Source organism: Pseudonocardia xishanensis (assembly GCF_039541715.1).
In the GTDB taxonomy this organism is placed as follows: Bacteria; Actinomycetota; Actinomycetes; order Mycobacteriales; family Pseudonocardiaceae; genus Pseudonocardia; species Pseudonocardia xishanensis.
Genome location: NZ_BAABGT010000065.1, coordinates 1 through 10223 on the forward strand (window position 1 = coordinate 1; position 10223 = coordinate 10223).

Annotated in this window: 12 protein-coding genes; 2 read left to right on the forward strand and 10 right to left on the reverse strand. The window is 76.3% G+C overall.

Going from position 1 to position 10223, the window contains the following annotated elements; genetic code table 11:
* The 6 genes from ABD993_RS21340 to ABD993_RS21365 all read right to left on the reverse strand — a co-directional run.
* The coding region (locus ABD993_RS21340) for an E3 binding domain-containing protein (RefSeq protein ID WP_345421219.1) at window positions 1–775 on the reverse strand (775 nt) is incomplete at its 3' end.
* A 10-nt stretch (window positions 776–785) separates the two neighbouring features.
* The gene (locus ABD993_RS21345) at window positions 786–1781 is read right to left on the reverse strand and encodes an alpha-ketoacid dehydrogenase subunit beta (RefSeq protein WP_425569079.1); all 996 of its coding nucleotides are present in this window, start codon (window positions 1779–1781) and stop codon (window positions 786–788) included.
* A gap of 2 nt (window positions 1782–1783) precedes the next feature.
* Window positions 1784–2749 (reverse strand): pyruvate dehydrogenase (acetyl-transferring) E1 component subunit alpha, encoded by a 966-nt coding sequence (pdhA, locus tag ABD993_RS21350; protein WP_345421227.1) that lies wholly within the window; start codon window positions 2747–2749, stop codon window positions 1784–1786.
* On the reverse strand, window positions 2746–4458 hold the full coding sequence (gene acsA / locus ABD993_RS21355; RefSeq protein WP_345421230.1) for an acetate--CoA ligase: 1713 nt from the start codon (window positions 4456–4458) through the stop codon (window positions 2746–2748). The genes pdhA and acsA overlap by 4 nt, the downstream gene beginning before the upstream one ends.
* Before the next feature lie 100 nt (window positions 4459–4558).
* On the reverse strand, window positions 4559–5305 hold the full coding sequence (locus tag ABD993_RS21360) for an adenine nucleotide alpha hydrolase family protein (protein ID WP_345421233.1): 747 nt from the start codon (window positions 5303–5305) through the stop codon (window positions 4559–4561).
* A gap of 122 nt (window positions 5306–5427) precedes the next feature.
* Window positions 5428–5898 carry an Hsp20/alpha crystallin family protein gene (locus ABD993_RS21365; RefSeq protein ID WP_345421236.1) on the reverse strand — a complete coding sequence of 157 codons (471 nt, stop codon included), beginning with the start codon at window positions 5896–5898 and terminating at the stop codon, window positions 5428–5430.
* 194 nt (window positions 5899–6092) lie between these two features.
* On the opposite strand from ABD993_RS21365, the gene ABD993_RS21370 reads away from it, so the two are divergent.
* On the forward strand, window positions 6093–6290 hold the full coding sequence (locus ABD993_RS21370; protein ID WP_345421239.1) for a hypothetical protein: 198 nt from the start codon (window positions 6093–6095) through the stop codon (window positions 6288–6290).
* Window positions 6291–6319: 29 nt separating this feature from the next.
* On the opposite strand, the gene ABD993_RS21375 is transcribed toward ABD993_RS21370, so the two are convergent.
* The 3 genes from ABD993_RS21375 to ABD993_RS21385 form a co-directional block, all read right to left on the reverse strand.
* Window positions 6320–7702, reverse strand: a complete 1383-nt coding sequence (locus ABD993_RS21375; RefSeq protein WP_345421242.1) for an MBL fold metallo-hydrolase — start codon at window positions 7700–7702, stop codon at window positions 6320–6322.
* 75 nt (window positions 7703–7777) lie between these two features.
* Entirely contained in the window at window positions 7778–8059 is a 282-nt protein-coding gene (locus ABD993_RS21380; protein WP_425569078.1) for a metal-sensitive transcriptional regulator, read from the reverse strand.
* Between the two features lie 51 nt (window positions 8060–8110).
* The gene (locus ABD993_RS21385) at window positions 8111–8878 is read right to left on the reverse strand and encodes a hypothetical protein (protein WP_345421245.1); all 768 of its coding nucleotides are present in this window, start codon (window positions 8876–8878) and stop codon (window positions 8111–8113) included.
* A gap of 191 nt (window positions 8879–9069) precedes the next feature.
* On the opposite strand from ABD993_RS21385, the gene ABD993_RS21390 reads away from it, so the two are divergent.
* Window positions 9070–9546, forward strand: a complete 477-nt coding sequence (locus tag ABD993_RS21390) for a nitroreductase/quinone reductase family protein (RefSeq protein ID WP_345421248.1) — start codon at window positions 9070–9072, stop codon at window positions 9544–9546.
* Between the two features lie 50 nt (window positions 9547–9596).
* On the opposite strand, the gene ABD993_RS21395 is transcribed toward ABD993_RS21390, so the two are convergent.
* Window positions 9597–9974, reverse strand: a complete 378-nt coding sequence (locus ABD993_RS21395) for a PNPOx family protein (protein WP_345421251.1) — start codon at window positions 9972–9974, stop codon at window positions 9597–9599.
* Between the last annotated feature and the right edge of the window lie 249 nt (window positions 9975–10223).

A 10223-nucleotide genomic window follows, 5' to 3' on the forward strand; every position in this document is an offset into this window, starting at 1 on the left:
CCGCGGCGGGCGGCGGTGCGGGCGGCACGTCGCGCGCGCGGACGAGCCCGCCCGGCCCGCTGCCGTGCGCCCCGGCCAGGTCGACGCCGCGCTCGCGGGCGATCCGGCGGGCGTAGGGGCTGGCCCGGACCCGCGGCGGGTGCAGGACCCGGTCCAGGTCCGAGCGCACGATCATCCCGTTCGGTCCGCTGCCCGGCACGGCGTGCAGGTCCACCCCGGCCCGGGCCGCGTGCAGGCGCACCAGCGGCGACCCCACCCGCGGCTCGGGCGGGGGTTCCACCGGAGTCGCGGGCTCGGCGACCTCGGTCCCGGCAGCCCCGGGAGCGGGCGACCCGGCTGCGGCCACCGGCACCGGCGGCGCGGCGGGGGCAGGCGTGCTGGTCTCGGGCCACGGCGGGGGCTGGGGCAGGGGAGGAGGTTCGTCCGGGGGAGGTGTCGGGACCGGGCCCGGCTCCGGGAGCGGGGGCGCGGGCGGCAGCGGGGGACCGGGGAGCGGCGGGATCGGCAGCGGCGGCTCGGGGCCCGTGCCCACCGGTGCCTCCGCGGGCTCGATCTCGGCCAGCGGCGTCCCCACCGCGACCTTGTCCCCGACCCCCACCAGCAGCGTCCGCACCACCCCGGGCGTCCAGCACTCGGCGTCGATGGCGGCCTTGTCGGTGTCCACGACCGCCACGACCTGCCCGCGCGACACCGCGTCGCCCGGCCCCACCAGCCACTCCACGATCGTGCCCTCGGTCATGTCGGCGCCCAGCGAGGGCATGGTGAACGCGACCATCGGTGCCTCCTCAGGCGAGCGTGCGCCGCGCGGCCGCGGCGATCCGGTCCGCGGACGGCAGCGCCGCCTCCTCCAGGTGCCGCGGGTAGGGCAGCGGCACCTCGGCGGCGCCCATCCGCTCGACCGCCGCGTCCAGCTCGTCGAGCGCCTCCTCCGCCACCCGGGCGACGACCTCGGCCATCGGCCCCCCCGAGCGCCAGGCGTTGTCCACCACGACGAGCCGGTGGGTCCGGGTGACCGACTCGAGCACGGTCGCGGAGTCCAGCGGCCGCAGCGTGCGCAGGTCCACGACCTCGGCCGACACCCCGCCCGCGGCGAGCAGGTCGGCCGCCTCCAGCGCCGGGGCGAGCGACCCGCCGTACCCGACGACCGTCACGTCCCGCCCCGGTCGCCGGACCGCCGCCCGGTCGAGGTCGACGGCGCCCCCCGCGACCGGGAGCTCGCCGGACGCGCCGTAGAGCGCGATCTGCTCGAACACCAGCACCGGATCCGGGTCGGCGAGCGCCGTGGCCAGCATCCCGCGGGCGTCGGTGACGGTCGCCGGGGTGACCACGCGCAGGCCGGGGACGTGCGCGAACCAGCCCTCGAGGGTGTGCGAGTGCTGGGCGGCGAGCTGGCGGCCGGGGCCCGTCGGGATGCGGATCACCAGCGGGACGCCCAGCTGCCCACCGGACATGTGCCGCAGCGTCGCGGCGGTGTTGACGATCTGGTCCAGCGCGAGCAGCGCGAAGTTGACCGTCATGATCTCGACGATCGGCCGGGTGCCGCCCAGGGCGGCCCCGATGCCCGCGCCGACGAAGGCCGACTCCGACAGCGGGGTGTCCTGCACGCGGTCGGGGCCGAACTCGTCGAGCAGCCCCTGGCTGACGCCGAAGCACCCGCCGTACCGGCCGACGTCCTCGCCGATCAGGAAGACCCGGTCGTCCGCTGCCAGGGCCTCGCGCAGCCCCTCCCGGAAGGCCTCGCGGAAGGTGGTCGTGCGGGTCGTCGGCCCGCCTGCGGTGATCGTCACGACGCCTCCGTGGTCACGTAGCGGGTGAGGTCGGCGACCGGCTCGAGCGGGGCGGCCTCGGCGGCGGCGACGGCGGCGTCGAGCTCGGCGTCGGCGGCCGCCTCCAGCGCGGCGCGGCCCCCGGCGTCGAGCAGGCCGTCCGCGACGAGGGTGGCCGCGAGCCGGTCGATCGGGTCGCGCTGCCTCCAGGCGTCGATCTCGGCGCGGTCGCGGTAGCGGTCGGCGTCGTACATCGAGTGGGCGCGGAAGCGGTAGGTCTGCAGCTCCAGGAAGCACGGGCCCGCCCCGGCGCGCGCGGTGTCGACCGCCAGGGCCGTGGCCTCCTGCACGGCGACCGCGTCCATCCCGTCGACCGCCCAGGCCCGCATGCCGTAGGAGCCCGCGCGCAGGGCGAGGTCGGTCTCGGCGTGGCTGCGGGCCAGCGAGGTGCCCATGGCGTAGCGGTTGTTCTCGCAGCAGAACACGATCGGCAGCCGCCAGAGCGCGGCGAGGTTGAGCGACTCGTGGAACTCGCCCTCGGCCACCGCGCCGTCGCCGAACAGGCACGCGGTCACGTGCGGGCGGTTCCGGTAGCGGTCGGCGAGCGCGAGGCCCGTGGCGAGCGGGATGCCGCCCGCGACGATCGCGTTGCCGCCGTAGAAGCGCCGCTCGGCGTCGAACAGGTGCATGGAGCCGCCGCGCCCGCGCGAGCAGCCGGTCGCGCGGCCGAACATCTCCGCCAGCAGCGCGGTCATCGGGATGCCGCGGGCCAGGGCGTGCCCGTGCTCGCGGTAGGTCGAGACGACGGCGTCGTCCGGGCCCAGCGCCGCGAGCACGCCCGCGGCCACGGCCTCCTCCCCGACGCACAGGTGCAGGAACCCGCGGATCGCGCCCGCGGAGTAGAGCCCGGCGCAGCGCTCCTCGAAGCGCCGGATGCGGACCATCAGGGTCAGCAGGGCGAGCGGGTCGCGCGGGTCGGTCATGAGGGGTTCTCCAGAGTGGACAGGTCCCCCTCCGGCAGCCCCAGCTCGCGGGCCCGCAGCAGCCTGCGCATGACCTTGCCGCTGCGCGTGTGCGGCAGGTCGGGCACGAGCGCGATCGCGCGGGGTGCGACCGCGCCGAGCTCGCGGCGGCCGTAGCCGAGCAGCTCGGCCTGCAGCTCCTCGGTGGGCTCGACACCGGCGCGCAGCACCACGAACGCCTTCACCAGCGCGCCCGCCGCCGGGTCCGGCACCCCGATCACGCCCGCCTCGGCGACCGCGGGATGGCGCATCAGGCAGCTCTCCACCTCGAACGGGCCGACGAGGTGGCCCGCGGTCTTGATCACGTCGTCCGCCCGTGCGACGAACCGGTACCAGCCGTCCCGGTCCCGCCGCACGACGTCGCCGGTGAGGTACCAGCCGTCCGCGAAGCAGGCGACCGTGCGGTCCGGGTCGCCGAAGTAGCCGTGGAACAGCGAGGGCCAGCCGGGGCGCAGCGCGAGCTCGCCCTGTGCCGAGCCGTGGATGACGGTGACGTGCCCGTTCTCGACCCGGGCCCGCCCGTCCGGCCCCTGGGCCAGGACCGCGGCCTCGATGCCCGGGACCGGGCGCCCGATCGCCCCCGGCCGGACCTCCTCGTCCGCCGCGGTGGCGAGCATGATCGCCCCGGTCTCGGTCTGCCACCAGGTGTCGTGCACCGGCAGCCCCAGGGTCTGCAGCGCCCACTCGACGACCGCGCCGTTGAGCGGCTCGCCGACGCTGGCGATCGTCCGCAGCGCGGAGAGGTCGTGCCGGTGGGCCTCCTCGGCGCCGCGGGCCATCAGCATCCGCAGCGCGGTCGGCGCGGTGTACCAGAGGGTGACGCGCTGCTCGTCGAGCACGCGGTACCAGCGGCGGACGTCGAAGGGTCGGGTGTCGGCGACGACCGTCGCCCCCACGACCAGCGGCGCGACGATCCCGTAGGACACCCCGGTCACCCAGCCCGGGTCGGCGGTGCACCAGTAGACGTCGTCGGGCCGCAGGCCGAGCAGGGACCGCGCGGTCGCCAGGTGCGCGACGACGGCCCCGTGCCCGTGCAACGCGGCCTTCGGTGCCCCGGTGGTGCCGCTGGTGAAGTGCAGCAGCGCCGCGTCGTCGGGCGCGGTGCGGGTGATCGGGCGGTCGGGGTCGGCGGCGTCGAGCAGGCCGTCGAGCAGCGGGCCGACGAGCAGCACGTGCCGCAGCCCGGGGAGCTCCTCGCGGATCGGCTCGACGGTCCGCCGGTACAGCTCGGGTGTCGTGACCAGCACGGACACCCCGCCCAGCTCGATCCGGGTGCGGACGGGTTCGGGGCCGAAGGCGTTGAACAGCGGGGCGAGCACGGCGCCGGCCTTCAGGATGCCGAGCGCGGCGACGTAGAGGTCGGGGTCGGGGCCCAGCAGGGTGGCCACCCGGTCGCCGCGCCAGACGCCGAGCCGGTCGAGGACGGAGGCGAAGCGGGTGCTGCGCCGGGCCAGCTCGCCGTAGGTCAGCTCGTGCGCGGTGCCGGTGCGGTCCAGGATCCGGAGGGCGGTGCGGCCGCGCTGGAGCGGGTCGGCGGCGTGTCGGTCGACCGCCTCGTGGGCGATGTTGAGCCCGCCGCCCGGCAGACCGTCGAGGTCGCGGCGGGCGGCGGCCCAGACGTTCTCCGCATGGGGGCGTGCGCTCGCGGCGGTCAGGGTGTCAGAGGCCATGGGGCCACGGTCGCGTGCCCGGGACGCGCGGGACAGGGCCCCGCGTCCCGCTCGGCCCGGGCCCTCCGACCCGGTCCTCACGGCCCGGGCCCCGCCGGGCTCACCCCCGGCGTGGACCGTCCTGGGCGACCAGCAGCAGCGGACAACGCAGCCGCCCGGCCAGGTCGGCGACGGAGAGCGCGGATCCGCGGGTGGTCGACGGGGTGCCCACCACGACGAGCCGCGCGACGGTGGACGCCGAGGTCAGGGCGTCCATCGGGCCGGACTCGGTCACCACGGTCCGCGTCCGGACGCCCGGATGCGCCCGCCGGAACGGCGTCACCGCCAGATCCAGCCTGCGCCGGGCGACCGCCCAGTGCGGGGCGTGCCCGCCACCCCGGGCGCGGACGGCGATCAGCCGGGATCCCGCTCGCTCGGCCGCCCGGAACGCCTCGTCGAGCACGATCTCGGCGGTGGACTCGGTGACGCCGACGACGACCGCGCCCCCGGGGTGCGGGGCGTGCGGGACGACCAGCAGGCGGTCGTGGCGGGTCGCGAGGCGGTCGAGGTCGGGGGTGTCCGCGGCGGCGACCAGCAGCCCCTCGGGTCCCTCGGGTGGGTGGGCCAGGATCTCGACGGGCACCTCGGCCGTCGTCGGTGCGGCGGCGCGGACGGCCGCGAGGACGGCGCGGAAGGCGGCGGCAGCGGCGGCGCCCTCGTCGGGGCCCGACGGGGCGACCCGCAGGACGCCGTGCCGCTCGGCGGCGGCGGCAAGGGCGCACTCGACCACGGCGCGGTCGGGCGCGGGCAGGAGCGGGAGCAGCACGGCGGTGTCGGCGCGCGGCCCCGCCAGGGTGGGCGATCGCATCGCCCGAGGATCCGGCGCACCGCGCGGCGGCGACAGGGCCCGAGGTCCCTGGCCCGCGCGTTCCCGGCCGACCCACGACGACGCACCGCGCCCGGTGGGCACGGTGCGTCGCACGGGTGGGGTCAGCTCGTGGCGACCGGGATGGTGATGGGCGCCGGTGCCTCGGGCGCCGCGGGGACCGGGACGCGGATCTCCAGGATGCCGTTGTCGTAGGAGGCGGAGATGTCCGCCTCGGCGACGTTCTGGGGCAGCGGGAGGGTGCGGGTCATCGCGCCGTAGCGGATCTCGTGGCGGGTGTAGCCCTTGTCCTCGCGGTCCTGTTCGATCCGCCGCTCGGCCTTGATCCGCAGCATGCCGTCGACCACGGTGATCTCGACGTCCTCGGCCGGGTCGATGCCCGGCAGCTCGGCCTTGATCACCTGGGTGTCGCCGTCGCGGTACTCGTCGACGCGGATGAGGTCCTCGCCGCTCCAGTCCCAGGGCATGGAGAACGGACGGCGCATCGGCAGCGACCGGAACCACTCGTCGAACAGCTTGTCCATCCGGCCGAGCGGGGCCACGTCACCGCGCTCGCGGCGGGAGAGGGTGCTCATGGGAGTCCTTTCGGTTCCAGGGGGTGGGGTGGGACGCCGTCGAGGCTCCGCCCGCCGTGCCGAGGCGCGCAGGGTCCTCCGTCCCCCTTCGACCCGCCGGACGTCCTCCCGTGGACCCGCGTGGGCCGCTCGGCCGAGCGGGTGCGGACCTTCGACCCTGCGCCGCGACGGCCGCGTCGGGGCAGGGTCGGGACATGGAGCCCGAGCCGTCCGAGCCGACCGACCCCTCCGGTCCGGAGGACGGGTCCGCCGCCGTCCTCGCCGCCCTGTACGACGACGGCGACCGGGACGAGATCGTCTACTGGACCGTCCAGGAGCGCAGGCGTGGGCGGGCGGCCGAGCCCGACCCGAGCCCGGCGACGACCGGCGAGGTCGGGACCTCCACGCCGTAGACCGGGCGCCCGCCGGTCGGCGCGGGGGTTCACCGCCCCGCGGGGAGCACCGCCGAGTCGAGGCCGACGACGGCTGCGCTCGCCCAGTCGTCGTCGACCAGGACGGGCGCGCGGCCGGGACGGTCCAGGATCGACGCGGCGATCGAGGCGCGGTAGCCCGAGCCGCAGTAGATCCACACCTCGCCCGCGGGCACCTCGTCGGCCCGGTCGGCGAGCAGGTGGATCGGGATGTGCAGGGAGCCGGGGACCGCGCCCGTGGCCCGCTCGTCGTCTCGACGGGCGTCGAGGACGGTCACCGGTCCGGCGTGCAGGGCGGCGGCGAGCCCGGCGAAGTCGGAGACCGGGTAGGAGCGCAGTGGACGGCCGCCCGCCAGCCGGTCGATCGCGCCGTAGGCGACCCCGGAGAGCCGGTCCACCCCGATCCGGACGAGCTCGCGGCGGGCCTGCGCCACCTGCTCGGCGCTCTCCCCGATCAGGGTCAGCGGCGCGCCCCAGGGGTGCAGCCAGCCCAGGTAGGTGAGGAAGTTCTGCGACAGCTCCATGCCGACGGAGCCCGCGAGGTGCCCGGCGGCGAACGCGGTGCGGTCGCGCAGGTCGACCACCCACTCCCCGCCGGCGATCCGGCGGCGCAGCTCGGCGGGATCGACCGGCGCCGGGATCGAGAGGTCGACGGGCCCGGGGCCGCTCCGGTTCACCGGGCCCATGTGCGCGTAGTAGGCGGGGTAGGCGCCCAGGCCGGCGATCAGGGTGTCGACGTAGGTCTGTTCGTCCAGGGTCAGTGCCGGGTTGACGTGCTCCTGGGCACCGACGGTCGAGGCGTCGCCGCTGGTCGGGGTGGCCGAGCAGAAGCTGCCGAAACCATGGGTCGGGTAGACGGCGGTGTCGGCGGGCAGCTCGGCGGCCAGTCTGCGCACGGAGTGGTACTGGGCGTGGGTCAGGGCGTCGGTGTCGGCCGGGTCCACCAGGTCGGTGCGCCCGGTCGCGCCGTAGAGCAGGGAACCGCCGGTGAAGACCCCATGGACCCCGCCCGCAGCGTCCTCCAGCACGTAGCTGACGTGGTGGTGGGTGTGGCCGGGGGTGTGGAGGACCCGCAGCCGCATCGCTCCCGCGGTGAGGACGTCGCCGTCGACGACCGGGTGGTGGTCGTAGGCGAGGTCGTCTCCCGCGGCGAGTACGTAGGTCGCGCCGGTGGTGCGGGCCAGCTCGAGCCCGCCGGAGACGTAGTCGTTGTGCACGTGGGTCTCGACGACGTGGGACAGCCGCAGTCCCCGGGCCGCGAGCAGCGCGGTGAGGCGGTCGATGTCCCGCTGCGGATCGACGGCGACGGCCGTGGTGCCGTCGTCGACGAGGTAGCTGCGGTCGCCGAGGCCCGTGGTCTCGACGATCGCGACGCGGAGCGGTGGGAAGGTCATGGTGGCGGCCTCGTGTTCCCTACCCCGTAGGGTATGTGGCGATCGCGGGTCGGTGGTGGGCGTGCGCGGCGCGGATCAGGCGAGGGTGAGGAAGAGGCGCTCCAGCTCGGCCTCGTTCACCTGCCGGGTGCCGTCCTCGTTCAGGGCGACGCACTCCCTGAGCCCGGTCGAGATGATCTTGAAGCCGGCCTTGTCGAGGGCGCGCGAGGCCGCCGCGAGCTGGGTGACCACGTCGGAGCAGTCCCGCCCCTCCTCGATCATCCGGACGATCCCGCCCAGCTGGCCCTGCACCCGCTTGAGTCGGGCGACCACGTCCGTCAGCTTCGCCGCGTTCACGTCCACCTGCTGCTCCTCCACGTCGTGAGTACCCCGGGGGGTATGACGTCAGGGTATCGCCCGGTATTCCGCTCAGCCCAGCAGGACCGCGGTGACGGCGAACCGCTCGACGTCGGCGACGTGCCCACCCGTGCTGACCACGACCGTCGCCGTGCCCCGCCCGGACGCGCCGACCGTGGTGCTCCAGCGCCGCCGCTCGCCGCCTGCGGGCAGGCAGCAGGCCTGGCCCAGCAGCGCGGCGGTGCCCGCCGCCCTGACCTGGACGCGCAGGCTCTCGTCGACCCCGGTGATCTGCCCGCCGACGGTGAACGGCGCGGACACCCGCACGCCGTACGCGGGGATGTCCAGGGTCAGGTCGGTGTCGCGGGTCCCGACGGCTTCCCACGGGGCGTCGGTGCCGGTGCCCAGGCGGGCGAGGTGGACCACCGCGGCCGTGGTCGGGCGGCCGTCGGGGAGCGCGAAGCCGACGCCGATCCAGGCCTCGTCCGCGCCCGCCTCGGTCGAGGTCACCCGGTCGATCCCGGTGAGCCCGAGCGCGCCTGCGAAACCGAGCGCGGTGTCGCCGGGATCGAGGTGCCAGGGCTGGTGCCCGCCCTCGCGGTAGGCGGACTGCCACCGCGCGGCCTCCGCCTCGTCGGCGAAGGGCCACAGGGCCTGGAAGCGGAAGGTGGGCGTGGTGGTCGGCGTGGCCGCCGGGGGGACGGTCGACGGGGGCGGGGCCGTGCTCGTCGCGGGAGACGTCGCCGGCGTCCCCCCCGGTGGCGGGCTCCCGGTGCAGCCTGCGAGGACGAGGAGGGACCCGAGCACGAGGGCGCCCAGCGCCCGTCCCACACCGGTCATCGCCCGCCTCCTCGCAAGTCGGCCCCCATGATCGCCCACCCGGGGCCCACCGACACGGGCCGGACGCCCGCTCGCCCCGATCCGAAGGTCCCCCCGGACGGACCGTTGGGCGACGGCGGACCGGGCTGCTCGGCCCTGCCCGCACGGACGCACCCGGTCCACGGTGGAGGGATGACGGAGAGGAAACGACGATGAGCACCACCCTCACCCGGACCGTCCCGCCGCAGCCGATGGTCGACCTCGTCAACCCGCTCGTGCGCGGGGTGCTGCGGTCCCCGCTGCACGGCGCGTTGGACAGCGCGCTGCTGATCCTGCACGTGACCGGCCGCCGGAGCGGGCGCCGGTTCGACATCCCGGTCGGGTACATCGAGCTGGACGGCGCGCACCTGGTGGTCACCCAGCACACCTGGCGGGCCAACCTGCGTGGCGGGGCCGAGGTCGAGGTGACGATCCGGGGCGCGCGCGTCGCGATGCACGCCGAGGTCGACGAGGACCCGGTCTCCGTCGCGGCGGCGTTCGATCGGGTCGTCGAGCGCTTCGGCTGGCGGGCGGCCGGGCGGATGCTCGGCCTGACCGACCACGCGGGCCGCAGGCCCACCCCGGCCGAGCTGGAGGCGGCGGTGCGGGAGTTCGACCTGGCCCTGGTGACCCTCACCCCGCCGCGCTGAGCGCTCGGCCCCGCCGCGGCGGGGCCGGCGGAGCGGGTCCCGCGGGTCCGTCAGGACGCGGGGATCGGCTCGGCGTGCACCACCACGAACTCGCCGATCGCGCCGAGCGCGGTGCGCCTGGTGGGCGACAGCGTGGCGAGGACCTCCTCGGCGGGGACGGTGCGCGGCGAGCTCAGGCGGTAGCGGACGCCGTCCGCCGTGAGCACGGCGGTGCCCGCGGCCTCCAGGTTGCGGTGCCAGTCGACCCCCGGCCCGTAGGGCAGCGGGACGGCGAGGCCCTCCGGCACCCGCAGCGCCACGACGGGGGTGGCGTAGGTGCGCCCGGACTTGCGCCCCACGTGCTCGAGACGGGCCGCGTAGAAGTGCCTGCGCCCGGCGAGGCGCAGCATCATCGGGTTCAGTGCGCGGGCGGCGACCCGGCGGGCCACCTCGACGGGGGCCGGGCGGTGGGCGGTGTCGACCGGGCGGCAGCGGTACTCCTCGACCAGCGTCCACGGGCCGCCGTCCGTGGAGGTCTCGTTGCGCCACAGGAGGTTCTCGGGGTCGGTCGCGTCCCAGGTGAGCCGCAGCCGGACCGGGGCGTCCGCGGCGGAGGTGAAGACGAGCAGGTCGCCGTCTAGGTGTCCTACTTACGGAGGTTGGTGACGCGGTGGGCAGGGTGACACGCCCAGGCGAAT

Bases quoted from the DNA above. Each gene is read 5' to 3' on its own strand.
- pdhA (WP_345421227.1), bottom strand. From the start codon at position 2,749: ATGACCGACCCGCGCGACCCGCTCGCCCTGCTGACCCTGATGGTCCGC.
- acsA (WP_345421230.1), bottom strand. From the start codon at position 4,458: ATGGCCTCTGACACCCTGACCGCCGCGAGCGCACGCCCCCATGCGGAG.
- ABD993_RS21360 (WP_345421233.1), bottom strand. From the start codon at position 5,305: ATGCGATCGCCCACCCTGGCGGGGCCGCGCGCCGACACCGCCGTGCTG.
- ABD993_RS21365 (WP_345421236.1), bottom strand. From the start codon at position 5,898: ATGAGCACCCTCTCCCGCCGCGAGCGCGGTGACGTGGCCCCGCTCGGC.
- ABD993_RS21370 (WP_345421239.1), top strand. From the start codon at position 6,093: ATGGAGCCCGAGCCGTCCGAGCCGACCGACCCCTCCGGTCCGGAGGAC.
- ABD993_RS21375 (WP_345421242.1), bottom strand. From the start codon at position 7,702: ATGACCTTCCCACCGCTCCGCGTCGCGATCGTCGAGACCACGGGCCTC.
- ABD993_RS21385 (WP_345421245.1), bottom strand. From the start codon at position 8,878: ATGACCGGTGTGGGACGGGCGCTGGGCGCCCTCGTGCTCGGGTCCCTC.
- ABD993_RS21390 (WP_345421248.1), top strand. From the start codon at position 9,070: ATGAGCACCACCCTCACCCGGACCGTCCCGCCGCAGCCGATGGTCGAC.